Raw genomic sequence first — 22007 nt, 5'->3', positions numbered from 1 at the left:
CCCTCACAGGGGATGCCGGTTCTCTGGCGGGGAGTTGGTTGACTGACCGCCGTCAGAACCCGCCTGCACCAGCTTCACCAGCACCGCGGCGTAGGCCTGGCGGTCCACCGGGGCCACCTCGCGGCCGTGCAGCAGGTCCTGCATCAGGATCAGGTGCACCAGGGCGCCCATGAACACCCGGGCGCGCAGCTCGGCCTCCGGGCCGGCGGGGAGGGCCTCGAACAGGTGCACCACCTGGGCCACGCCGGTGCGCTCCAGCTGGGCCACGAAGGTTCTGGCCAGTTCCGGGAAGCGCTCCGATTCGCCGATCACCAGGCGCAGCAAGGAGAGGAACGGGGGCTGCGCCGGACGGCGGGCCAGGCAGCGGGCGGCCAGTTCGGTGAGGGCGGCGGCGGGGTCTGGTGGGAGGCTCTGGCCGGGGGAGCTGCCGAACAGCTCGCTCAGGCGCTCGCCCACCATCTGCTCGGTGAGGGCACGGAACAGGGCCTTCTTGTCGGCGAAGTGGCTGTACACGGTGGCCTTGGACACGTGGGCCGCCCTGGCGATGCGGTCCATCGAGGTGGCGGCGTAGCCGTGGCTGAGGAACTCCTGGCGGGCGCCATCAAGGATCGCCTGCCGCTTGCGCTCGGCCCGCAGACCCCGGCTGGTGGTGGCGGGCACAGCGGCAGAGGGCATGGACAGCGCGCTGGCAAGACTGAACTGAACGGTACAGTCAGGAGAGCTGGGAGAGGGAGATGGCCTGGCCGCAGCTGCCACCCTGGCCTCAGCGGCCTCAGCAGCGGGCCCGGCGCCGCCCCTGGCTGCTGCTGGGCGGCGGCGCCCTGGCGCTGGGCCTGGCGCTGGTGGCGGGCCGGGCCCTGTTGCGGCGGGCAGCGCCGCCGCAACCGGCGGTGGTGCAGCAGCCGATCCGCACCGTCACCGCCCTGGGGCGGCTGGAGCCGGTGAGTGAGCTGCGCACGATCGCGGCGCCCACCACGGGCCCCGGCCAGCCCACCCTGCTGAAGCTGCTGGTGGAGCGGGGGGAGCAGGTGAAGGCCGGCCAGCTGCTGGCGGTGCTCGACAACCAGCCCCAGCTCGAGGCCAGCGTGAATGCCGCCCGCGCCGAGGTGAATCTGGCCCGCTCGCGGCTGGCCATCGCCCGCGCCGATGCCGGCAGCGGTGAGGCCAGCCAGCTGGCCAGGGTGCGCTCGCTCGAGGCCCAGCAGCGCACGGCCGCCACCGAGGCCCGTCGCTACCGGAGCCTCTATGCCAGCGGGGCGGTGTCGGCGGAAGACCGCGACAACCGCCAGCTCGCCCTCGCCACCGTGACCGCCGCGCTGGAGGAGGCCCGGGCCCTGCTGGTGCGCCAGCAGGCCCGCAGCAGCGCCGGCGCCGGCGGGGTGGACCTGGATGTGGAGGCGGCCCAGCGCAGCCTGGAGGCGGCGGAGGCCAACCTGCAGCGGGCCATCGCCAGCCGCGATGACAACCTGATCCACGCGCCGATCGAGGGCACCGTGCTGCAGGTGTTCGCCCGGGCCGGCGAGGCCCCGGGCAGCGCCGGCATCCTGCAACTCGGCCAGATCGGCCGCATGCAGGTGGTGGCCGAGGTGTACGAGAGCGACCTGCCGCGGGTGAAGCTCGGCCAGCCGGTGCGGATCACCAGCCCGGCGCTGGAGGAGCCGCTGCAGGCCACGGTGGAGCAGATCGGCGCGATCGTGCTGCGCCAGAACGTGATCAACACCGACCCCAGCGCCAACAACGACAACCGGGTGGTGGAGGTGCGGGCGCCGCTGACGCCGGGGAGCCATCCCCGCGCCGCCCGGTTCACGAACCTGCAGGTGCGGGTGGTGATCGGCCCATGAGAACGCCGCTCGGCTGGTTGCAGCTCCGCCACGACCCCGGCCGCTTCCTGGTGGCCCTGGCCGGCATCGCCTTCGCCGACCTGCTGATGTTCATGCAGCTGGGCTTCCAGGCGGCGCTGTATGACAGCAACACCCGGCTGGATCGCTCCTTCAGGGCCGATGTGGTGCTGATCAGCCCGAAGGCGCTGAACCTGCAGAACCTCTCCACCTTCCCGCGCCGGCGGCTGCTGCAGGCCCTGGATGTGCCCGGGGTGAGCGAGGCCCAGGGGCTGTACATCCGCACCGTGACCTGGCGCAATCCCCAGACCCTGCGCAGCGCCACGGTGCAGGTGCTGGGCTTCAATCCCGATGCCGATGTGCTGCGCCTGCCGGAGGTGCGGGCCCAGGCCGATCTGCTGAAGCTGCCCGACACGGTGCTGTTCGACCGGGGCGCCCGGGGGCAATACAAGGAGGCGATCGCCCGGATAGACCGGGGCGAGCGGGTGACCAGCGAGATCGAGCGGCGCACGATCACCGTGGGCGGGCTGTTCCGGCTGGGGGCGTCATTCGGGGCCGACGCCACCTTGATGGCGAGCGACCAGACCTTCCTGCGCATGTTCCCGCGGGTGAGCGCCGGCAGCGTGAGCGTGGGCCTGCTCACCCTGGCGCCGGGGGCCTCCAGCGAGGGGGTGGTGGAGGCCCTGCGCCGCCACCTGCCGAACGATGTGAAGGTGCTCAGCCAGGCCGACTTCGTGCAGTTCGAGGAGAACTACTGGCGGGTGGCGAGCCCGGTGGGCTTCATCTTCGGGCTGGGCACGGCCATGGCCTTCGCCGTGGGGGTGGTGATCGTGGTGCTGGTGCTCTCCAACGACGTGAATGCCCACTTGGCCGAATACGCCACCTTCAAGGCGATGGGCTTCCGCAACCGCTTCCTGCTGCTGGTGGTGGTGGAGCAGGCCCTGATCCTGGCGGCGCTGGGCTTCATTCCCGGCGCCCTGATGCCGCTGTGGCTCTATGCGGTGGCGGCCCAGGCCACGAGCCTGCCGATCGCGATGACCCTGGAGCGGGCGGTGGTGGTGTTCGTGCTCACCCTGGCGATGTGCCTGGCCTCGGGGGCGATCGCCACCCGGCGGCTGCAGGCGGCCGATCCGGCCGAGCTGTTCTGAGCCGGAGATCCGCAATGGCCAGCGCGATCGCGATCCAGGGGCTCAACCACCACTTCGGCCAGGGCGCGGTGCGGCGCCAGGTGCTGTTCGATGTGGCGCTGGAGGTGGCGGCCGGCGAGATCGTGCTGCTCACCGGCCCATCGGGCTCGGGGAAAACCACCCTGCTCACCCTGATCGGCGGCCTGCGGGCGGCGCAGGGGGGCTCGCTGATCGTGCTGGGCCGGCAGCTGGTGGGCGCCAGCGCCCTGGAGCTCACCCTGGCGCGGCGGGAGCACGGCTACATCTTCCAGGCCCACAACCTGCACCGCAGCCTCACCGCCCGCCAGAACGTGCGCATGGCACTGGAGATGCGCGGCAGCCTGAGCGCCGCGGAGATGGACCGCCGCTCCCGGGCCATGCTCGAGGGCGTGGGGCTGGGCGACCACCTGGAGGTGAAGCCCGCTGAGCTGTCGGGCGGCGAAAAGCAGCGGGTGGCGGTGGCGCGGGCGCTGGTGGGGGAGCCGCCGCTGCTGCTGGCCGATGAACCCACCGCCGCCCTCGACAGCCGCTCCGGCCGCGAGGTGGTGACCCTGATGCAACGGCTGGCACGGGAGCACGGCACCACGATCCTGCTGGTGACCCACGACAGCCGCATCCTCGACATCGCCGATCGCACCCTGGCGCTGGAGGACGGCCGCCTGCGCTGAGGCCCTGGGCGCAAGTTCGAGCTCACTCGACGCGGAAGGTCACGCCCATCACGGCGGTGATGTCCTTCTCGATGGTGGAGGTGTCGTAGGAGCCGTAGCTGCTCATCTCGGTGGAGTTGGGCACGGTGATCTGGAAGGAGCCGGTGTCGGCCTGGGTGATCACGCCGATGCTGGAGCCGGCCTGGCGGGCGATCTCGCGGGCGCGCAGGCGGGCGTCGCGGGTGGCCTTGGCGAGCATGTCCACGCGTTTGTCGGAGAGCTTGGTGTAGGTGTAGGCGGGGTCGTTGATGGTGAGCGGCACGCCTTCGCCCACGAGCTGGCCGATCTGCTGGGCCACGGCGGCCACCTTGGCCACATCGGACGTGCTGATGCGGATCGGCTGGCGGGTGGTGTAGGTGACGGACTGCAGTTCGCCCGTACGCGAGTCGCGCACCTCCGAGCGTTCGGACTTGATCGGCTGGAGGCTGATGGCCTCCTCGGCGATACCCTGCTCGCGCAGAAAGGCGAGGGTGCGCTCCACCTGGGGCTGCAGTTGCTGATAGGAGGCCTGCAGCGAGGGGGCACTTTCGGCCACCTCCACCGTCCAGTCGGCATGGTCGCTGGTGATGCGCTCGGTGCTGGCGCCGGTCACCGTGATGGTGTCGTTGCCGCGGCGGATGCCCTTCACCAGCACGGAGGTGGACACCACCAGGCCGGTGGCCAACACGGCCATGGCGAACACCAGCGGCGGCGTGCGGCGCAGGGTGGTCACGAGGGGGGAGAAACGGCCCATGGCCAGGCGCAGCGGGTGAGCTCGTCCCTCAGTGTGACCACGCCGGCACAGCTGGCCAGGCCAGGGGTCAGTTGGCTATCTGGTAGCCACGCGCACAGGTGGTTGGCGGATCCGTAGAAGAAGCCTGGGGGTGTGGCTAGCTTGGGCCTCAAGGGCAGTGGCTCACTGGGACCAGAGGCTTCATGGGGATGAGGGGCAGCACGTTTAGGCGGACAGAGAATGGGGTCCGGAGGTGGTTATCGGATCCGCCTATTCAGCGTTAGGCCAAAACGCAGCACCGATTAAGGCGCACTGGCTTAACAGCCTTACAATTACGAAATCACCACCGCACTTCATTAAGCAAAAGGAGGATTAAATCATGAAGCGATGCAAGCGCAATTACATTGCCGGTCTGTTAGCGCTTGCCACGGCACTGGGGAGCGCCGAGGCTCAGGAGCAACGCGCCACGCTGGCGCATCCGAGAATCACGGAAGTTCCTAAAGACACCTTGGCGAATAAATCAATGGAAGAAGTGAAAGAGATCCAACAGTTCTTTGGCGTTCTTGAAAACAGGATCAAATTCCAGTTCCCAATACCTCAGACCCGCTACATGTGGCAGAATATAGGTCGCATGTACACCACAGTTGATGTGCTCCGCGGCGGGCCAATCAGCGACCTGCCAGTTGCCTATGATCCTGCTATCGGAAAGATTAGTTTCCAGAAAGGTGGCAAGACTGAAACGGTGAATGGCCATCTGGACAGTTATCCGGTAGATGCCTTCCTCGTAGCTCACAAGGGCACGATCGTGTTTGAGCGGTACAACACCATGCGCCCGCAAGACAAGCACATCTGGATGTCATCGGCCAAAGTGACCGGAAGTACGGTCATGGCATTGCTTGAGCACCAAGGGAAGATTGATGTCAAGAAGCCAGTTCCCTACTACTTGCCGGAATTGAAAGGTACGGCATGGGACAACGTCACAGTAGAAGATGCCTTGGACATGGCCAATGGTCTCGACTCCACAGAGCATGACGAACCGGTGCAGGACACCAGGACGAACCCGAAACAAGCCTATTATCAGTGGGGCGTGACACTTGGCTTCTTTACCAATCCTGACCAGAAAGAGACTGACCCCTATCAAGTGCTTCGCAACATGAAGCGCAAGTATCCAGGGCATACAGCGTTTGAATACAACTCGATCAATCCCTTTGTCATTAATCGCATTAATGAGCGCGTCGGCGGCAGTCCAATGAACGTGCTTTTCAGCGAGATGATCTGGAGCAAGATCGGCGTAGAACACGATATGACTGTCGCCGTTTCACCTCAAGGCTATCCGATGTTCTTCGGCTTCAATGCGAGCACGCTGCGGGACATGGCTCGCTTTGGCATGATCTTCACCCCGAGTTGGAGCAAGGTGAGCAAAGAGCGAATCGTTCCAGAATCGATCATCAAGATGATCCAGACTTCCGGCAACCCCGAGATGTATGGCAAGGGCTATGTGGGAAAAACCATGTACAAGAGCTTCGCTGGACAGGGAGAGGAAGGCTTGACCAACCGCTACCAGTGGGACGCGATCTTCAAGGATGGCGATATGTACAAAGGCGGAGTCGGCGGACAGGGTCTCTATGTTTCCCCTTCACGGGATTTGGTGATCGTCTGGTTTTGCACTGGCGATGGCAAGAATCAAGAGGAGACCATGGCGCGTGCCATTGCGATGAGCTTTGAATAATGATCAAAATGACGATAGCTGCTTCGTACGTTCGGTGGCCTAACAACAGCATGCAGCGGACGGCGCTTAGCGCCGCCGCTGATTCTGGACGTTATGAACAGCAAGGATGAGGCAGCAGCAGTGCTGATCAGAGCGTGGCCACACATCGTTGCAGAGACGCGGCAGGTTCTGGGCTCTGAGCTGCACTACCAAGCAATGGTCTATCACTGTCTTCGGCTCTATGGGCCTGTTCCACTGAACCAGATCGGCATGAATGTGAAAATGTGGATATCTGATCCAGTAACCGAATTATTCCAGAGACTGGACAAACGCAAACATGATAAGTATCAAGGTGGCTTTGAGCCAATCCCCGATGTGTGTCTTTTCTCTGAGGCAGTCTCGGGAGACTGGCGCCGTAGAAACAACGAACAGACCATGAAGACCTTGCTGCTCGCTATTGAAGTGAAAGCATCGGAGCGGTCTAACGGTCGTCTTAGATCTGGCGAGATCATTGCAGATATTGTAAAACTTCAATCTCATAGAGAAGAAGCCCGTTGGCGGAACTGTGACTTCATCCCCGTTGTGATGGTGATTGATACCGCACCCATGCCTGCAGAAAGGATGACGCCCACATCTCTAGCAGAATCGCGCCGAGTTGCTCATGAGGCAACAGTAGAGTTTCTCTATGTCTCTCCGGAAGATCAGCTGTGCTCGTTGAGCGGCGTCTGACGTGGCCACTCACCCGAGCTCCCACTGCAGGGTCATCTGCCGGGCCCATCACACACAGGGGCCAGGTGATGGCGGCCATCGGAGACGCAATCAGCCATCCTCACCAGCTCCCCCCCCAATCCTCCAGCAACGACCTGGCCGTTCCCCCACGCCACTGACGCCAAGGTGAGAGCCATCGCCAACACGTTCCGAGGTAGCCGTTGGTGGGATTGGAGAGGATGAGGGCACTGAGCTGGGCTGGAGGGCTGGCCCTGGCCTACGGGGGCCTGTGCCTGCTGATGGCCCTGGCCCAACGCTCGTTCATCTACTTCCCCAGGCCCGCCGCCGATCCCAGCCACCAGTTCGCCCTGCAGGTGGAGAACCAGCGGGTGCTGGTGAGCCATCAACCGCACCCGGGGCCCCGGGCGCTGATCTACTTCGGCGGCAATGCCGAAGACGTGTCGCTCACCCGTGCGGAACTCGCCGCCCTGCTGCCGGACACGGCCCTCTACTTGCTGCACTACCGCGGCTACGGGGGCAGCGAGGGAAGCCCCAGCGAAGCAGCCCTGCGCGCCGATGCCCAGGCCCTCTATGCCCATGTGGCCCGGCGGCACAGCGCCATCACCGTGGCGGGCAGGAGCCTGGGCGGCGCTCCAGCGGTGCACCTCGCCGCCACACGGCCGGTGCAGCGGTTGGTGCTGCTGGTGCCCTTCGACAGCCTGCTCGCCGTGGCCCGGGGCGCGATGCCCTGGTTGCCGGTGGACCTCCTGCTGCAGGTCCGATGGGATGCGGCGGCCGAGGCCAGCCGCGTGAGCGCCCCAACCACCATCGTGGCGGCGGCCCAGGACGCAGTGGTGCCGGCACGCCACGCCCGGGCCCTGTACCGGGCTTTCCAGCCCGGCGTGGCGGAGTTGCTGGTGGTGAGCGATCTCCACCACAACACCCCGATCCAGGATTCCTCGGCCTTGCGCCAGGCGTTGCTGGACGGCCTCAGGCCGGCGGCCTGAAGCCGCGCAATACAGCCGTCACCTGCAGCGGCGGCCAGAGCAGCAGGGCCAGAACCAGGGGCATGCTCAGGCGAAGGCCTTCAGCCACACCGAAAGAGTCGCCTGCTGCGCCGGCACTGCATGGCGAGGGCACGGCGAATCAGGCTCTGGGCAAGCGCAGCGCTGACGAAATCGTGGACTCCCCCAAGCAAGTGGTTCACGAATCCCTCCAATGATGAGTGAGCTATAGAGTGCAAAAGACAAGCAATCTGCCAGGATGATAGAGAATATTCTGATCAGAGACGAGAACAGCGCTGATGCTGCGGCCATCTCCGCAGTGACGATCGCAGCCTTTGAAACGATGGAGATCAGCAGTCACACGGAGCAGTTCATCATTGACGCCCTTCGATCAGCGAAAGCCTTAACCGTGTCCTTGGTCGCCGAGGCCGATGGCATTGTGGTGGGACATACTGCATTCTCTCCTGTGAGAATCTCGGATGGCAGCAAAGATTGGTATGGCCTCGGCCCCGTTTCAGTCCATCCAGCCTTTCAACGCCAGGGCATTGGAACGGCACTGATCCATGCAGGGTTGTCACGCCTGAAGGAGCTCAAAGCGAAAGGCTGCTGCCTGGTCGGGTATCCGCAATACTATCGTCGGTTTGGCTTCAGGAATGTTGAAGGACTCATCCACGAAGGCGTTCCCCAGGATGTGTTCTTGGCTCTTTCCTTTGATGGGACCATTCCACAAGGCACTGTCTTGTTTCATGAAGCATTCCATGCCAATGGCTGACATGGAATTCCAGCGGATGCCTCACTGCTGCCGCCGTGCTTTTCGTTAACCCCAATGGCAACCAAGAGAACCGCCTCAAGAAGGCATCACATCGTCACCGCGGCCTTCGGGATGCTGTTCACGCTCCTGGCCCTCGCCATCCTTGTCGTGTCGAGCCGCACAGTTGGCCCTTTGCTGGCTGCGTTGGCTCTTGGCATCCTGGGCCTTGATGCCATGGCGAGCGCATTCCGCCGCAAGCCATCGCTGCTCTCCCGAATCGCGCCGTTCCCATCGGCCTTCGCGTTCGGCGCTGCGGTGTCAGCCCAAGCACCCGCCCTGGAGGCCGCGGCAGCCAACAGGATGCAGGCCAGGCCCGTGAGGACCGCCAGGTTCGTTGTCTGAGCGGTACCACTGCCCGCGCCTCGGATGCTTCAGGCTGGAGACGACGAGCTCCCGGAGCTGGGGCGGTGATGCAGAGCTACCGGATCCGCCACCACACCAGCTACACCTACAACGCCGAGGTGCGGCTCCATGCCCACGCCCTGCGCCTGCGGCCCCGGGAGGGCCATGAGCTGCGGATCGAAGCCTCCTGGCTGCACGTCTCACCCACGGCGATGCTGCGCTGGCACCGGGATGCGGAAGACAACTCGGTGGCCATCGCCACCTTCTCCGAGCCCACCTGCAGCCTCACGATCGAAAGCGAGGTGCTGATTCAGCAGTACCACGAAGACCCGCTCGCCATACCGAAGAGCGTCTGCTGCTGGTTCCCTATCTCCGGCCCATGGACCATGACGAGGCCCTGGAGCGCATCAGCTCCCGCATCCACCACACCTTGCACTACAGGAGGCGCGAGTAGCCCGGGGTGCAGACCCCCGCCCACACCCTCAGCAGCGGCAGTGGCTCCTGCCGCGACTTCGCGACGCTGTTTCTGGCCGCCGCCCGCCGGCTGGGTCTGGCGGCCCGCTTTGTGAGCAGCTACCTGCACGATCCCCTGTCGCCGGAAGCCGGTGGCTGGATCCTTCCGCGGTCCGGCGCGATCCACCATGACGGTGGGGGTATGGGTGACGCAGCTGGACGGGCCCTGGGGCTCACGCCGTGAGCCATAGGCTCGGGTGATTCTCAGGCGTCTTGCGGGAGCCCCCATGGCTGCGGAGATGGCATCGGGCGTGCTGCACCGCCTGGCCGCCTTCACCACCACCCCGGGTGGGGGCAACCCGGCCGGGGTGTGGATCGGCGACACCCTTCCCGATCCAGCCACGATGCAGCGCATCGCCGCCGAGGTGGGCTATTCGGAAACCGCCTTCGTGGCCCCTGCCGCCGGGCTCGAGCGCACGGTGCGCTACTTCAGCCCCCAGGCCGAGGTGTCGTTCTGTGGTCACGCCACCATCGCCGCCGGGGTGGCGCTCGGCAGAAGCGGGGGCAACGGCACCTACCGGCTGGCCACCGCCATCGGCACCGTGCCGGTGGCGGTGCGCCTGCAGGGGAATCACGTGAGCGCCTCGCTCACCTCCGTGCAGCCCCGCCACACGCTGCCGCCCCAGGAGCTGGTGGGCGAGGCTCTGGCGGCGCTGGGATGGCGGTTCGAGGAGCTGGATCCGGCCATTCCCCCGGCCCTGGCCTATGCGGGAGCCTGGCACCTGGTGCTGGCCGCCGCCACCGGGGATCGGCTCCAGGCTCTGGACTACGACTTCGAGCGGCTCAAGACCCTGATGCTGGCCCATCAGCTCACCACCCTGCAGCTGGTGTGGCGGGAAAGCCCCCTCCTGTTCCACGCCCGCAACCCCTTCCCCGTGGGCGGCGTGGTGGAGGATCCGGCCACCGGTTCCGCCGCTGCCGCCCTGGGCGGCTATCTGCGTACAGCCGGCCTGATCCCAGCCCCGGCCACGCTCCGGATCCGGCAGGGCGACGCCATGGGGCGCCCCAGCCTGATCGTGGTGGAGGTGCCCGCCGAGGGCGGCATCATCGTGACGGGCGAGGCGGTGTGGCTCGACGGCACAAATGGGTAGGCAGGTGTGAGGGCTCAGCGGCTGACTCCATGGCCAAGCAGAGGTAAGGCCCCCAAGCCATGGAAAGAACCGCCCGATCTTGCGAAGGGGTCGACAGGGCGTGCAGCAGCATTGGCCTGAAGGACATCCCAGAGAAACCCGATAATTCCAGGACAAGCTGCAACGCCGAGAGCTTCATCGAGATGCTGAGCGAGCAGTGGGCCTACGCCATGGCATTCAGGCCTGTCCCGAAGTAGAGCCGCTGGCAATCTTGCTACCTGAGGCTTGGCAACCGTCTCAGGCAGCACTCCACGCTTGGCTGGCACTGCTCTCGGCATGTACACCCGAGACGGAGTGGTGCCATGTCATCACGTCAACAGAGGGCCTTCGGGAATTGTCCTGGCGACGACGTAAGGGCATCGACATGACAACTGGATGACAAGCCGAAGAAGGCCTACCAAGATTGCCACAGTTCGTCGGTATAGCCGTGGCAACGTCAGCGCTTCTGGGAGCATTGGCAGCCCTTTGCCTCTGGTGCTTCGTACTACAAAGCAGGATCAGAGTATTCAAAAAACGCCTTAAACCAATCAACGACGCCGAGGCCTATGCAAGACAAGCCAAAAAGGCAGCCGACGCAAGCATTTCCATCGCCCAGCAAGAAGGCGACAAGCTAGTCACTGAAGCCAGGCACCAAAGCGCTCAACTTCAAGCCCAGGCGGAATCAAGCTTGGTCAATGCCCGAAAAGAAGCAGACAACATCGTCGCCGTGGCCCAAGAGATGCGTCGACAGATTGAGGCTCAGATTGATAGCTTGAGACAAAGCGCCAGGGCCACCAACCAGGAACTGGAGATTCTTAATGAAGGCCTGAGACTAAGGTCGGATGATGCTCACTTACTCGAAGTGGGCTACTACGAGCCAGTGTATGGATTCGAAGATCTTCCCAAGTATCAAGATGCGCTCAAGGAAATAAAACAGCGGCAGAAAGCCATGCTGCAGCTGACAGGAGAGGACGGAAATATCAACGCCGCCGCATACGCCACGCAGGCAATCACATTCAATGGCTCAGATGTTGAAGGCCGAAAGCTAATCAAGAAAGTACTTCAACTCATGCTGCGTGCATTCAATGGAGAGTGCGACTCCTTTATTGCGAGAGTGACGTACAGAAATGTTGAATCAATGAGCAAGCGCATCCGGTCTTCCTTTGATCAGATCAATAAGCTCACTGCAACTTGGAGCTGCCAACTCAGCACGAGCTTTTTAGACAATCGACTCGACGAGCTGAGCCTGGTCTATGAGTACTCAGAATTAGAACAAAAGATCAAAGAGGAACAGGCCTTGATTCGCCAGCAAGAGCGCGAGGAGGAGAAGGCACGCCGAGAGGCCGAGAAGCGCGAGCGCGATGCAGCACTGAAGGAGGAGAGCGTTGAACGAGCGGTCAGAGAAAAGCAGAAAGAGATGGACGCTGCCGCAGAAAGCGAGAAGGAAGCATTGAGGCAACAGATTGAGGCCTTAGAACGCCAGCTTGAAGCAGCACAAGAAGAACGCAAAAGAGCAAAGAGCCTGGCAGAGCAAACAAAAGCTGGCTATGTATACATTCTCAGCAACATCGGCAGCTTCGGACCAGATATTTACAAGATCGGAATGACCCGCAGGGAAGACCCAGACGATCGGCGACGAGAGCTGGGCGACGCCTCCGTACCGTTTCCCTTTGACTATCACGCCTATATCTGGACCGACGATGCCCCTTCATTAGAGCACGCCCTACACCAGTACTTCAGAGAAAGACGCCTTAATCTTGAGAACCAGAGAAAGGAGTTCTTTCGCATTTCCATAGAGGAAATAAAGGACGAAGTGGAGCAGCTGAAGACGAGCTTAGGAATCACGGCAGACATTCGATGGACACTGCTGGCTGAGGCCAAGGAATACCGACTAAGCGAGGCAAAACGCAAGCATCTCGAGGCCAGCCTCCAGCTGCCAGATGCCCACCCCAAGCCCTCTCAAGAGTGAATGTGTATCTACTCCTGAACGTGCTCCCATGGCTTCGAGGCGCTGCCGAGATGCCCACCGATGCCTTGAGGCATCGTTTGGGCTCGTCACCCTGCTTGATGAACCACGGCTCCTCCATCCCAGCGCCCAACAAGAGCGACGTCGTCGTGGATCTGCGCCCAAACGTCGTCCGCGCTGAATGGTGCCGATCGTGCCACTGGGATGATGGGAGGCTGCACTGGCTGGGCAGAACAAAGCGGGCTTGGGCAGTCCCTCAGAAAGCCTCATCTCTTCCACACCTCCAGCAGACGTCACAGTCTTGGCGTGCTTGCCGTTCTGATCCCTCGGGCAGAATAGAAGCGGATTTCAGCCCTATCTGCAGACCGGTGGATCGCCTGGCCACCCGACTGACAACCACCGGGGCCATGCTCTGCCCCCTGCTCCATACGCTCTCCGATGGTCTGGAGTGGGCCCAGGGAGGCTTTTCACCCCTCCAGCTCGGGGTGAGCGCCTGCGCCTTTCTGCCCATTCCCGCCGTCATGCTCGGCCTCTATGCGGCCCAGCGGCCACGGATCTCCGCCGTTGGTTTGCTTGGAGCCGTGGGCTACGGCTTCGCCTTCGTGTATTTCACCCACACGGCCCTTCTGGCTCTGGCCATCCAGTCGCCCGATTACCAGCAGCTCTGGGGAGAGCTTGGGGTCACCTACACCCTCTTCGGTGTGCTGATGATCGGCGCAGGCCTGGCCTTTGGCCTGGCCACCCTGCGGGCGCGGGTGTTTCCCGCCTGGACGGCGCAGCTTTTCCTGATCGGACTCAGTCTCAATCTCGTTCTCGCACTCTTCCCCATCCCGGAGATGGTTCAGACCCTGGGCAGCCTGCTCCGTAACATCGGTCTGCTGGGCATGGGCTGGGCGCTGGCGCGGCAGCCCTCAGGATTGCCTGGGGTTCATCGCAGCGCTCCATGAGCGGCCAGCGCTCCGTGGTCATCGCCAGCCCCCTGGATGACTTCATCGCCCGGCAGGACGGCTCGCTCGATGCGTCGGAGCGCGCCCAGGCCATCCCGGGCGCGGCCATCCCCCCATGACGTTTCCCGCCGAGCTTCGCCGTTACCGCCTCACCGTGCTGGTGGCCTCCCTGCTGCTGGCGGCGGTGGGGGTGGCCGCGCTGGCGGTGGCCCTGGCCCCCTCCACCAACGCGGGGAACCCCATCCCCTATCTGCTGTTCGCGGCCGCCACCCTGCCGGTGGCGCTGTTCGGGCTGATCGGCGTTCCCCGCTGGTACCGCCGCGCCGGCCGGATCGTGGCCGGCACCCCCCCGCGCCCTGCCCTGGCCAGTCTCCGCCTGGAGGAGGGCAGCGACTCCACCGCGCTCTACGCCGAGGTGCGCATTGGCGAGAGTGCGGCGCAGGCGCTGGACGCCGTGGCCCTGCTGATTCCCGCCTGGGATGTGGGGCCCCTGCTCGGCGGCCCCATGCCGGTGGGGCTCTACGTGGATCCGGAGCGCTGCCGCCTGGTGGCCATCGCCGTGCCGCAGGGCATGCTCTGGTGTCTGCCCCCAGGCCGGATCATTCCCGATGGATCCCCACCAGCACGTGACGGCCGTGATCACCCACCGGGTGCGGGCGGGCCGGGAGGAGGGCTATGAGGCCTGGATCAAGGGCATCTCGGCCGCCGCCCGCGGCTTCGATGGCCACCTGGGCGTGCACATCCTCCGGCCCCAGCGGGGCGGCGGCTCCCCCTACGTGATCGTGCTCCAGTTCGACACCTGCGCCCATCTCACGGCCTGGCTGCGATCCGAGGAGCGCAGAAGCTGGATCGAGCGGGTGAGCCCCCTGATCAGCGAGCAGGAGTCGATCCAGGTGCTCACGGGCCTGGAGGCCTGGTTCCAGCTGCCCGGCGAACCCGCCCGCCCAGCGCCGCGGCGCTGGAAGCAGGCCCTGCTGGTGTGGCTGGGGGTCAGCACACTGGCCCTGCTGGTGAGCCCCCATGTGAACGTCTGGCTGGCGGCCTGGCCCTGGGTGCTGCGGGTGGTGCTGAACGCGGGCATCACCGTGGCGCTGCTCACCTATGCGGTGATGCCCTTCCTCACCCGTCGCCTTCAGGGCTGGCTCTACAGCGGCTGAGCCCCTCCCAGAGCAGCGGCAGGGTGGCCCGGGCGATCGCCGCCACATGGCGCCGGTCGGTGCCGCAGCAGCCGCCCAGCACCGCCAGGTTGGGCAGCAGCGGGCTCAGCTCCCGGTAGAGCAGGGCCAGATCGTGGGGATCCCCTTCATCGAGGCTCTCGGCCTCATCCAGCTCCGCGTGGCTCCGCCGGGAGGCGTTGGCGCGCAGGCCGCCGATCCGTTCGCGCCAGCGGCCGCCCTGCTGGAGCACCGCCGCGAAGTGGCTGGGGTGGGCGCAGTTCAGCATGAAATAGGCCGCCGCCGCCCCGGTGGCCGCGTCCACCGCCTCGATCGCCTCACCCAGGGGCTGGCCGCTGGGCAGCTGGCCATCGGTCTCCACCGTGAAGGAGATCACCACCGGCACGGCCTCCCGGCGGGCGGCCCGCACGATGCCCACCGCCTCGGGCACGGCACTGAGCGTGAACGCCGACACCAGATCCACCCCGCTGCCGGCGAGCACGCCGATCTGCCAGCGGTGGTACTGCTCCGCCTCCTCGGCGCTGAGCTGCTGATCGGCCACGTAGCCATCGCCCCGGGGGCCGATGCAGCCGCTGATCTGGATCGGCGGCACGGGCAGCCCGGCGGCACGGGCGGCGCTCTCCTCCTCGTGGCGCAGCTCCTGCAGCAGGGCCACCGCCTGCCGGTTCGCCGCCGCCAGCTCCAGGCCGTCATAGCCGAGTCGCGCCCCCCACACCGGATTGGCCCGCCAGGTGGGCGTTTCCATCACGAAGCCCGTGCCGGCCTCCCGGGCCAGGGCGAAGTAGGAGCGGAAGTAGTCGGCCAGCAGCTGCGGCCCCCGCTCCCGCTGCAGGAGATCGAAGGCGGCGAACCCCGGCAGCTCGATCCCCTGGTGGAACACCAGGGTGGTTTCCAGCCCGCCGTCGGAGAGCAGCGGCGTGCCATGGAGCTGCACCAGCGGGCGACGTTCCACGCTCAGGTGTGCGGCCAGGTGTGCGGCCTGAAAGGGTGGTTCCATTGTGGCCGCCTTTGCCGCTGGGGGCTGCTGAGCCGGACGTGGCGCAGGCCCCCTCAGCGCAGCAGCAGCGGCAGCCAGGGCTGGGGCACAGCGCGCCAGCGGCCGCCGCGGTGCTCCAGCAGGAAGGGGATCTCGCTGACGCCGAACAGGCCCAGCACCAGGAGCCGGTCCTGGTGGAGGCTGGCCTTTGCCACCTGGCCATCCGGGAGGACGGCGGCCTCTCCGGGGTCCAGCCTCACCAGCGGCATCTCCTCGGCCAGGGCCAGAAGGTGGCCCGAAGGGTCTGGCTGATCGGCAGCCCCCAGGACCACCACGGCGGGATCGGCCCCCGGCAGGAGCAACGGCAGGGCCTGCTGCCGATCGCCGAGCAGCAGGGCGAACGTGAGGCGCCGAGCCACCCATTCCGGAGATCCCGGCGGTTCGAGCGTCTCTCCCTGGGCGGCCATGGCCCGGGCGCGGGCGGCCCAGCGCAGATCCGCCTGCCAGCCCTCGGGCCCTCGCACCAACCGCCAGATCTGCGTCTGACCGCCCAGCAGCGTGGCCGCCTCCAGGGCGGTGGCCCCCGGCGGCAGGGTGCGGGGATCGCGGCCCTCCAGCCGCTGCCCGCCCGCTTCGTAGGGCCGCAGCAGCTGGATCACCAGGTCGTCCGGATCGTCCTCCAGGCGCCGCGCCCGCTCCGGGGCAGGCTCCAGCTCGCCCAGGGCCGCCGCCTCCGGATCCCCCCGGGTGAGGGCGAGCACGGCCTGGCGGTCGCCGCGCAGCAGGGCCAGGGTGAGCTGGCGCAGCGTCTGCTCCGGCGAGGCCGGCAGAGGTCCGGCGAGGCTGAACAGCGGCTGCAGCAGCACGAGGTTCAGCAGCAGCAGTCGCCTGACGCAGTCCCCGAAGCGCGGGGAGCTGGGGCGGAAACTCCTGATGGGCGGATGGGGCATCGTCGGTGCATTCGGTCGTTCGGCTGGCCCCCATCCGGCCGGCCTTCAGCAGCCTGGATCCGCAGGCCCGGCACGGAAGCTGGCGGCCCCTCCCCAGAGGCTCTCGATCTCCTGCCGCTGCGCCGCACCGGAGAAGCGCTCCCACAGGATCCCGTTCACATCCAGCGCGCTCTCCATCGCCGCCGCCTCCGGCTCCTCCCAGCCGAGGTGGCGCAGCAGGCCGGCTTCCGCGGCGCCCACCACACGGATGGAGAGATTCAGCCCTTCAGTGCGCCAGAGGGCGTACACCCCCGGCACCACGCATTCCGGCGCCATCCCGAGCCGGGCGCTGTAGTCGGCGATGGAGGCGGCCAGGTCGGCTACGCCCAGGGCAAGGTGGAAGCGACGACTCATCGGATGGACACCCTCTGCCGGCTTCGGATCCTCCCACCCAGCTGCTGTTCCTGCCCGGTGCCTCCGGCAACACCGCCCACTGGCGGCCGGTGGCCGATCGGCTTGGCCATGGCGGCGAACGGGTGCATCTGGGCTGGCCCGGTTTCAGGCAGACACCCCCGGATCCGCGGGTGAGGGGGTTCGACGATCTGCTCGCGCTGGTGCTGGCCCTGCAGGCAGCCCTGGCCGCACCCGGGTGGATCACCCACCTGGTGCTGGCCACCACCTCCGGCGGTGTGCCGATGGTGGAGCACGGGGCCGAGGATTGGCGCCAGGGGCGACCCATGATCTGGCGATGGAGAGAGCCGATGCGGTCGCGCCGCTGATCGATCGGCACCTGAGGCACCGCCGTCCTTCATCGCCCCATGAGCAAGACCACCTGCACCTACTGGAACCCGCTCGCCTCCGGGCAGGAGCACCGCTGGCGCTGGCTGGAGGGCCTCGAGGGGCAGGTGGAGGCGCTGATTCTCAGCCACGATCCGGCCAGCGGAGAGTTCACCCGGCTCACGCGCTTTCACCCAGGTGCTGACACCACGGCCATCGGGGCTACGGCGCATGCGTATCCGGAGGAGATTCTGATCGTGAGCGGCCGGCTGTGGGATGCGGCCGTTGGGATGTGGCTCGAGACCGGCCACTACGCCAGCCGCCCGCCTGGGGAGGTGCACGGACCGTTCCGCACCGACCAGGGGTGTGTGGTGCTGGATGTGTCCTTCCCGCAGCGGCCTGGGGAGCTGGGCCCCTGATCCGGAGCCCGGGTCGGGCCCATTCCGGCAGGATGGGGTGGGACTTCACGCGGCCATGCGGCTCGTTCTGCTCGGCAACGCCGGCGCCGGCAAGAGCACCCTCGCCCGGCAGCTGCAGGCCCGGGTGCCGGCGGCGCGCCTCTCCCTGGATGCGGTGGCCTTCGAGGCCGGCAGCGCTCAGCGGCGCCCCCTGGCCCAGAGCGTGGCTGCCGTGCGGCGGTTCATCGCCGAACACGAGCACTGGATCCTGGAGGGGTGCTACGCCGACATCCTCGAACCGGTGCTGGACCATGCCGAGGAGCTGATCTTCCTCAACCCCGGCGTGGATGTGTGCGTGGCCCACTGCCGGGCCAGGCCCTTCGAGCCCGAGAAGTTCGCCACCCCGGAGGAGCAGCAGCAGAACCTGGACAACCTGATCGCCTGGGTGCGCTCCTATCCCACGCGACACGACACCTATGGCCTCCTGCACCACCGGAGGCTCTACGACGCCTTCGGCGGCCGCAAGCGGGAGCTCACCCAACCCCTCCGAGCCGGGGAAGCGCTGGGGCTGGGGGCCGACTGTCCCTAGCCTGGGCGCAACGCCCCCGCCCTCCCGCGTGTCCAGCACCAGGATTCCGTTTCCGGTGGATCCGGCCGCCGCCCTGCTGCTCACCCGCGCACTGCTGGGCCTGATCGCCATCCCCGGCGGCCCCACGGCCGAGCAGCGGCGCGTGTTCGAGGTGCTGGCCACCCATCTGCTGCGGCAGGAGAGCGCCAGCCTGGCCAGCCTCGACCCCCTCGCCCCGGAGGCCCTGGCGCTCCAGCTGGTGGATCCCGCCTGCCGGCGGCTGTTCCTGCAGATGGGGATCATCCTGGATCTCTGCCACCACCCCGGCAGCGAGGAGCAGCTCCGCCGGCTGGAGCGCTACGCCGAAGCCCTGCACTTCGATCCCCCCCAGCTGCAGGTGGTGCGGGATCTGGCCCACCTCTCGGCCCAGGAGGCCACAGCCCGCTTCGTGCGTCTCTACGACAGCTACAAACCCGAGCTGTCGGAGCCGATGGCCCGCCCCGCCGGGGAGGGGCAGCCCGACGACGCCTTCTTCGAGGCCGTGGAGCAGCTCAGCGCCATGCCCACCGGCAGCCTCGGCTGGGCCTTCGTGCAGTTCTACGCGCGCAACGGCATCGCCCTGCCGGGCCGCCACACCCCGAGCCCCGGCTACTACGTGGCCCACGACATGAACCACGTGATCAGCGGCTATGAGCCCACAGGCCCGGGGGAGGTGGCGCTCGGGGCCTTCAAGCTGGCCCTGAACAACAGCGCCGCCAACTGGATGGCTTCACTCACCAACTTCCTGATCCATGAGGTGGGCCTGTTCAAGCACGGCAGCAAGGAGCAGTTCGTGCCCTACGGCGGCGGCGGCGAGCCTTACCACGGGCTGGACGGGCGCTGCGGCGTGCTGGCCCTGCCGGGGGCGGCCGAGCTGTTCGCGGAGGCCCTCGAGAGGGGCGCACGCTGCCGGGCTGACTTCAGCCAGCTGGATCACCTGGCGATGGCCGCCGAGCCCCTGCGGGAGATCCGGCGCCGGTTCGGCGTGGTGCCCCTGCGGCAGCCGATGGTCGATCAGCCCGGGCTCTGGCCCGATCCCGAGGAGCTCTGAGGGGGCGGGGCAGGCTCAGGATCCCGGCCGGGCCCCTAGCCTCAGGCCTGAGGCTGGACAGCGGTGGCGTGAGCAACGATCTGGTGCTGCGGGCCCTGGAGCGCGGTGATCTGCGTTTCGTTCATCACCTCAACAACAACCGCAATGTGATGTCGTATTGGTTCGAAGAGCCCTACGAATCCTTCGACGAACTGCAGGAGCTCTACGCGCGCCACATCCATGACATCGCAGAACGGCGTTTCATTGCCGTAGACAGCGAGGATCAGAGGATCGGCCTGGTTGAACTGATCGAGATCGACACCATCCACCGCAGAGCCGAGTTTCAGATCATCATCGATCCGGCCCACCAGGGCAAGGGCCATGCGCGCGCCCTGATCAGCAAGGCTCTCGATTATGCCTTCAGCATCCTCAACCTGCACAAGATCTACCTGGTTGTGGCCACGGCCAACCAGAAGGCGATTCACCTCTACGAGAGCTGCGGCTTTCTGGATGAAGGTTATTTCGTAAAGGAATTCTTCGTGAACGGCGCTTATCAGGATGCCCGGCGCATGTACATCCTTCAAGAGACGTACTTTCAACTCCAGAACCAGCCCCAGTCGTCCGCCCCGCCATGCCCAGCCAGCCGATCCTGATCCTCGGTGGCTTCCTGATCAGCCCCGAGGCCTACGCCCCGATGGTGGAGGAGCTCGGGCGGCTGAGCGGCCAGCCGGTGCGGCTGGTGCCGGTGGGCAGGCCCGAATGGCTGCTCACCGTGTTCGCCTTCGCCTGGGCGCGCATCCTGGACCGGGTCGCCAGCACCGCCCGTGAGCTGGCCGGCCACTCGCCCACCGGCAAGGTCACGCTGATCGGCCACAGCTCCGGCGGCATCATGCTGCGGCTGTTCCTGGATGACGCTCCCTTCCAGGGCCGCCGCTACGACGGCAAGGCCCTGGCCGACGCGCTGGTGATGCTCGGCAGCCCCCACACGGCGCTGAAGGCCACGGCGCTGCGGCAGCTGGTGAACCGGCGCCTGCCGGGCTGCCCCTTCGCCGAGCAGGTGCGGTATGGGTCGGTGGCGGGGGATCTGGACCTGGCGGAAGCCAGCCCGATGGCCCGGCGCCTGGCACCCACGGCCTACCGCAACAGCACGGGTGATCCCCACGACCGGGGCGACGGGCTGGTGCCGGTGGCCTCCGCCCTGCTGGAGGGATCCACCCCGCTGGTGCTGGCCGGGGTGGCCCATGGCGGCGCCTTCGGCCCGCGCTGGTACGGCAGCCCCGAGGTGGTGGAACGCTGGTGGATGGAGCTTCTGGAAGCCGGACCGCCCAGCCGCACCAACGGCACAAGAGTTTAGCTCTGTAAGCGCAGGCCAGAGTCCACCCACCTCACACGAGCGCCGCAGCAGCAGGGGGCGAGGACATGCACAGGCAGCCCGGGAAGCCGTGGGGGAGCCTCAGCGCGGCCGCAGCTGGGCGCGGAAAACGCTGCCTTCGCCTATGCCATGGAAGCAGATTCTCAGGAGAATCTCAGGAATCCACAAGGAAAATCCAGGCAAGTTCTCAGAAGAACGCAACCGGGGAGGGAGGGTGCAAGGGCAGAGTGATTAAACATCCTCCAGCGTTGCCCAACAAGAGCATGTTCACCTGGACCTTCTCTACCATTCAGGCAGTCACCCAGACTGGCACGGGCAGTAGCTTGAAGGTGACTCCTGCAAGTCCTCCCACCGATCTCTCCGGGAGCGGAAATGTGAGTGTCACCGAGTCGGTGACCAGTACCTCGCTTCAAGTCGGCGAGGCCGTGGTGGTCAAGTATGGAACCACCACCCTCAATCTCTTTTTCCGAGGAGACGATGCTTCTGGCCCAGCCAATGGAAACGTGTTGGCATTCTCGACCCAGGCAAGTGGCACGGGAGGCACGTGGTACACCGTCTCCACCAGCCTTATCACCAGCCAGACCAACATCACCGACAATGCCCCCTGGAGCTGCTTCGTCACCGGCACCCTGATTGCCACCCCGGAAGGTGCTCGGCCAATCGAAACCCTGGCGATCGGTGATCTCGTGGCTACCGATCAGGGGCCCCAGGCGGTTCGCTTCATTTCCCGCAACTCAGCCCATCCCCTATGCCTGCACTGGGGGCAGTTTCTGCCGATCCGGATCCAGGCCCATGCCCTCGGCCAGGGGCTTCCAAGCCGCGACCTGTTCGTCTCCCCCGGCCATGCCATCCTGGTGGACGACCACCTCGTGAATGCTTCCGTGCTGGTCAACGACACCACCATCCACCAAACCTCTGTGGAGGAGTGGACCGACCATCAGGAGATCACCTACTTCAACATCGAGCTTGAGACCCACCGCTTGATCGTGGCCAACGATCTTCAGGCCGAATCTCACATCGACATCATCCCAAGAGAGAGCTACTGGGACAACTTCGACGAGTACCTCCGCCTCTACGGCGAAGAGCTCCCCATCGAAGAACTGCCGCTTCCGCGCGTGGCCTTCGTGCGCCAGCTCCCCACCCATCTGGCCCGTGCTCTCCATGTTGGATTGCCCAAGCTTGACGAGGTCCTGGCGCCGGTCTGAAGCCAGG

Annotated in this window: 28 protein-coding genes; 23 read left to right on the top strand and 5 right to left on the bottom strand. The window is 66.1% G+C overall.

Annotated features, from left to right (window positions below; translation table 11 throughout):
• Positions 1-3: 3 nt before the first annotated feature.
• Positions 4-675: a TetR/AcrR family transcriptional regulator gene (locus CBM981_RS01715; protein ID WP_087067001.1), complete on the bottom strand. Its 672-nt coding sequence runs from the start codon at positions 673-675 to the stop codon at positions 4-6.
• Positions 676-734: 59 nt separating this feature from the next.
• Here CBM981_RS01715 and CBM981_RS01710 point away from each other — a divergent pair, with 59 nt between their 5' ends.
• Genes CBM981_RS01710 through CBM981_RS01700 form a run of 3 tightly spaced genes read left to right on the top strand, consistent with a single transcriptional unit; the run spans position 735 to position 3672 of the window.
• Positions 735-1841 (top strand): HlyD family efflux transporter periplasmic adaptor subunit, encoded by a 1107-nt coding sequence (locus CBM981_RS01710; protein ID WP_087067000.1) that lies wholly within the window; start codon positions 735-737, stop codon positions 1839-1841.
• Complete coding sequence (gene devC, locus CBM981_RS01705; protein WP_087066999.1) at positions 1838-2986, top strand: ABC transporter permease DevC; 1149 nt, start codon at positions 1838-1840, stop codon at positions 2984-2986. Before CBM981_RS01710 ends, devC begins: the two co-directional genes overlap by 4 nt.
• A 14-nt stretch (positions 2987-3000) precedes the next feature.
• The gene (locus tag CBM981_RS01700; protein WP_087066998.1) at positions 3001-3672 is read left to right on the top strand and encodes an ATP-binding cassette domain-containing protein; all 672 of its coding nucleotides are present in this window, start codon (positions 3001-3003) and stop codon (positions 3670-3672) included.
• Positions 3673-3694: 22 nt separating this feature from the next.
• On the opposite strand, the gene CBM981_RS01695 is transcribed toward CBM981_RS01700, so the two are convergent.
• Entirely contained in the window at positions 3695-4444 is a 750-nt protein-coding gene (locus CBM981_RS01695; RefSeq protein ID WP_087066997.1) for an SIMPL domain-containing protein, read from the bottom strand.
• A 358-nt stretch (positions 4445-4802) separates the two neighbouring features.
• On the opposite strand from CBM981_RS01695, the gene CBM981_RS01690 reads away from it, so the two are divergent.
• From CBM981_RS01690 to CBM981_RS01645, 13 genes are all read left to right on the top strand, one after another.
• Positions 4803-6152, top strand: a complete 1350-nt coding sequence (locus CBM981_RS01690) for a serine hydrolase (protein ID WP_087066996.1) — start codon at positions 4803-4805, stop codon at positions 6150-6152.
• A gap of 93 nt (positions 6153-6245) precedes the next feature.
• Positions 6246-6860, top strand: coding sequence for a hypothetical protein (locus tag CBM981_RS15140; RefSeq protein WP_157665301.1), 615 nt, complete (start codon positions 6246-6248; stop codon positions 6858-6860).
• 218 nt (positions 6861-7078) lie between these two features.
• The gene (locus CBM981_RS01685; protein WP_087066995.1) at positions 7079-7846 is read left to right on the top strand and encodes an alpha/beta hydrolase; all 768 of its coding nucleotides are present in this window, start codon (positions 7079-7081) and stop codon (positions 7844-7846) included.
• Positions 7847-8162: 316 nt separating this feature from the next.
• The gene (locus tag CBM981_RS01680) at positions 8163-8615 is read left to right on the top strand and encodes a GNAT family N-acetyltransferase (RefSeq protein WP_225867473.1); all 453 of its coding nucleotides are present in this window, start codon (positions 8163-8165) and stop codon (positions 8613-8615) included.
• A 111-nt stretch (positions 8616-8726) separates the two neighbouring features.
• Positions 8727-8996: a hypothetical protein gene (locus tag CBM981_RS01675; protein WP_087066993.1), complete on the top strand. Its 270-nt coding sequence runs from the start codon at positions 8727-8729 to the stop codon at positions 8994-8996.
• A 68-nt stretch (positions 8997-9064) separates the two neighbouring features.
• Positions 9065-9565: a transglutaminase N-terminal domain-containing protein gene (locus CBM981_RS16145; protein ID WP_225867611.1), complete on the top strand. Its 501-nt coding sequence runs from the start codon at positions 9065-9067 to the stop codon at positions 9563-9565.
• Entirely contained in the window at positions 9457-9693 is a 237-nt protein-coding gene (locus tag CBM981_RS15675) for a transglutaminase domain-containing protein (protein WP_197686663.1), read from the top strand. Before CBM981_RS16145 ends, CBM981_RS15675 begins: the two co-directional genes overlap by 109 nt.
• Positions 9694-9736: 43 nt before the next feature.
• Positions 9737-10600 (top strand): PhzF family phenazine biosynthesis protein, encoded by an 864-nt coding sequence (locus CBM981_RS01665; protein ID WP_087066992.1) that lies wholly within the window; start codon positions 9737-9739, stop codon positions 10598-10600.
• A gap of 466 nt (positions 10601-11066) precedes the next feature.
• Complete coding sequence (locus CBM981_RS01660) at positions 11067-12587, top strand: DUF4041 domain-containing protein (RefSeq protein WP_157665300.1); 1521 nt, start codon at positions 11067-11069, stop codon at positions 12585-12587.
• A gap of 404 nt (positions 12588-12991) precedes the next feature.
• A complete protein-coding gene (locus tag CBM981_RS01655; RefSeq protein WP_157665299.1) occupies positions 12992-13531 on the top strand; it encodes a hypothetical protein in 540 nt (179 codons plus the stop codon).
• On the top strand, positions 13528-13650 hold the full coding sequence (locus CBM981_RS16010; protein ID WP_255376834.1) for a hypothetical protein: 123 nt from the start codon (positions 13528-13530) through the stop codon (positions 13648-13650). The genes CBM981_RS01655 and CBM981_RS16010 overlap by 4 nt, the downstream gene beginning before the upstream one ends.
• Positions 13647-14210, top strand: coding sequence for a hypothetical protein (locus tag CBM981_RS01650; RefSeq protein ID WP_087066989.1), 564 nt, complete (start codon positions 13647-13649; stop codon positions 14208-14210). The genes CBM981_RS16010 and CBM981_RS01650 overlap by 4 nt, the downstream gene beginning before the upstream one ends.
• On the top strand, positions 14140-14688 hold the full coding sequence (locus CBM981_RS01645; protein WP_087066988.1) for an antibiotic biosynthesis monooxygenase: 549 nt from the start codon (positions 14140-14142) through the stop codon (positions 14686-14688). Before CBM981_RS01650 ends, CBM981_RS01645 begins: the two co-directional genes overlap by 71 nt.
• Here CBM981_RS01645 and CBM981_RS01640 read toward each other — a convergent pair.
• The 3 genes from CBM981_RS01640 to CBM981_RS01630 form a co-directional block, all read right to left on the bottom strand.
• Positions 14651-15658, bottom strand: a complete 1008-nt coding sequence (locus CBM981_RS01640; RefSeq protein WP_225867472.1) for a homocysteine S-methyltransferase family protein — start codon at positions 15656-15658, stop codon at positions 14651-14653. The two genes, CBM981_RS01645 and CBM981_RS01640, sit on opposite strands and share 38 nt — an antisense overlap.
• A 98-nt stretch (positions 15659-15756) precedes the next feature.
• Positions 15757-16632: a hypothetical protein gene (locus CBM981_RS01635; RefSeq protein WP_087066986.1), complete on the bottom strand. Its 876-nt coding sequence runs from the start codon at positions 16630-16632 to the stop codon at positions 15757-15759.
• 45 nt (positions 16633-16677) lie between these two features.
• Positions 16678-17025 carry a hypothetical protein gene (locus tag CBM981_RS01630; RefSeq protein WP_087066985.1) on the bottom strand — a complete coding sequence of 116 codons (348 nt, stop codon included), beginning with the start codon at positions 17023-17025 and terminating at the stop codon, positions 16678-16680.
• A gap of 89 nt (positions 17026-17114) precedes the next feature.
• Between CBM981_RS01630 and CBM981_RS01625 the strand changes: the two genes are divergently transcribed.
• The 7 genes from CBM981_RS01625 to CBM981_RS01595 all read left to right on the top strand — a co-directional run bounded on the left by CBM981_RS01625 (position 17115) and on the right by CBM981_RS01595 (position 22000).
• Positions 17115-17390, top strand: a complete 276-nt coding sequence (locus CBM981_RS01625) for a hypothetical protein (protein ID WP_197686662.1) — start codon at positions 17115-17117, stop codon at positions 17388-17390.
• Positions 17391-17429: 39 nt separating this feature from the next.
• Entirely contained in the window at positions 17430-17807 is a 378-nt protein-coding gene (locus tag CBM981_RS01620) for a cupin domain-containing protein (RefSeq protein WP_087066984.1), read from the top strand.
• Positions 17808-17862: 55 nt separating this feature from the next.
• Positions 17863-18375: a shikimate kinase gene (locus tag CBM981_RS01615; RefSeq protein WP_087066983.1), complete on the top strand. Its 513-nt coding sequence runs from the start codon at positions 17863-17865 to the stop codon at positions 18373-18375.
• Between the two features lie 28 nt (positions 18376-18403).
• On the top strand, positions 18404-19444 hold the full coding sequence (locus tag CBM981_RS01610) for a hypothetical protein (RefSeq protein WP_157665298.1): 1041 nt from the start codon (positions 18404-18406) through the stop codon (positions 19442-19444).
• 68 nt (positions 19445-19512) lie between these two features.
• Entirely contained in the window at positions 19513-20076 is a 564-nt protein-coding gene (gene speG / locus CBM981_RS01605) for a spermidine N1-acetyltransferase (RefSeq protein WP_087066981.1), read from the top strand.
• On the top strand, positions 20055-20777 hold the full coding sequence (locus CBM981_RS01600) for a triacylglycerol lipase (protein ID WP_087066980.1): 723 nt from the start codon (positions 20055-20057) through the stop codon (positions 20775-20777). Before speG ends, CBM981_RS01600 begins: the two co-directional genes overlap by 22 nt.
• 266 nt (positions 20778-21043) lie before the next feature.
• Complete coding sequence (locus tag CBM981_RS01595; RefSeq protein ID WP_157665297.1) at positions 21044-22000, top strand: Hint domain-containing protein; 957 nt, start codon at positions 21044-21046, stop codon at positions 21998-22000.
• The last annotated feature ends 7 nt before the right edge of the window (positions 22001-22007 follow it).

Source organism: Cyanobium sp. NIES-981 (assembly GCF_900088535.1).
In the GTDB taxonomy this organism is placed as follows: domain Bacteria; phylum Cyanobacteriota; class Cyanobacteriia; order PCC-6307; family Cyanobiaceae; genus NIES-981.
Note: the sequence above shows the minus strand (reverse complement) of the source record. Positions and strands in the feature narration are given on the sequence as shown.

Bases quoted from the DNA above. Each gene is read 5' to 3' on its own strand.
- CBM981_RS01715 (WP_087067001.1), bottom strand. From the start codon at position 675: ATGCCCTCTGCCGCTGTGCCCGCCACCACCAGCCGGGGTCTGCGGGCC.
- CBM981_RS01710 (WP_087067000.1), top strand. From the start codon at position 735: ATGGCCTGGCCGCAGCTGCCACCCTGGCCTCAGCGGCCTCAGCAGCGG.
- devC (WP_087066999.1), top strand. From the start codon at position 1,838: ATGAGAACGCCGCTCGGCTGGTTGCAGCTCCGCCACGACCCCGGCCGC.
- CBM981_RS01700 (WP_087066998.1), top strand. From the start codon at position 3,001: ATGGCCAGCGCGATCGCGATCCAGGGGCTCAACCACCACTTCGGCCAG.
- CBM981_RS01695 (WP_087066997.1), bottom strand. From the start codon at position 4,444: ATGGGCCGTTTCTCCCCCCTCGTGACCACCCTGCGCCGCACGCCGCCG.
- CBM981_RS01690 (WP_087066996.1), top strand. From the start codon at position 4,803: ATGAAGCGATGCAAGCGCAATTACATTGCCGGTCTGTTAGCGCTTGCC.
- CBM981_RS15140 (WP_157665301.1), top strand. From the start codon at position 6,246: ATGAACAGCAAGGATGAGGCAGCAGCAGTGCTGATCAGAGCGTGGCCA.
- CBM981_RS01685 (WP_087066995.1), top strand. From the start codon at position 7,079: ATGAGGGCACTGAGCTGGGCTGGAGGGCTGGCCCTGGCCTACGGGGGC.
- CBM981_RS01675 (WP_087066993.1), top strand. From the start codon at position 8,727: ATGCTGTTCACGCTCCTGGCCCTCGCCATCCTTGTCGTGTCGAGCCGC.
- CBM981_RS16145 (WP_225867611.1), top strand. From the start codon at position 9,065: ATGCAGAGCTACCGGATCCGCCACCACACCAGCTACACCTACAACGCC.
- CBM981_RS01665 (WP_087066992.1), top strand. From the start codon at position 9,737: ATGGCTGCGGAGATGGCATCGGGCGTGCTGCACCGCCTGGCCGCCTTC.
- CBM981_RS01655 (WP_157665299.1), top strand. From the start codon at position 12,992: ATGCTCTGCCCCCTGCTCCATACGCTCTCCGATGGTCTGGAGTGGGCC.
- CBM981_RS16010 (WP_255376834.1), top strand. From the start codon at position 13,528: ATGAGCGGCCAGCGCTCCGTGGTCATCGCCAGCCCCCTGGATGACTTC.
- CBM981_RS01650 (WP_087066989.1), top strand. From the start codon at position 13,647: ATGACGTTTCCCGCCGAGCTTCGCCGTTACCGCCTCACCGTGCTGGTG.
- CBM981_RS01645 (WP_087066988.1), top strand. From the start codon at position 14,140: ATGGATCCCCACCAGCACGTGACGGCCGTGATCACCCACCGGGTGCGG.
- CBM981_RS01635 (WP_087066986.1), bottom strand. From the start codon at position 16,632: ATGCCCCATCCGCCCATCAGGAGTTTCCGCCCCAGCTCCCCGCGCTTC.
- CBM981_RS01630 (WP_087066985.1), bottom strand. From the start codon at position 17,025: ATGAGTCGTCGCTTCCACCTTGCCCTGGGCGTAGCCGACCTGGCCGCC.
- CBM981_RS01620 (WP_087066984.1), top strand. From the start codon at position 17,430: ATGAGCAAGACCACCTGCACCTACTGGAACCCGCTCGCCTCCGGGCAG.
- CBM981_RS01615 (WP_087066983.1), top strand. From the start codon at position 17,863: ATGCGGCTCGTTCTGCTCGGCAACGCCGGCGCCGGCAAGAGCACCCTC.
- CBM981_RS01600 (WP_087066980.1), top strand. From the start codon at position 20,055: ATGCCCAGCCAGCCGATCCTGATCCTCGGTGGCTTCCTGATCAGCCCC.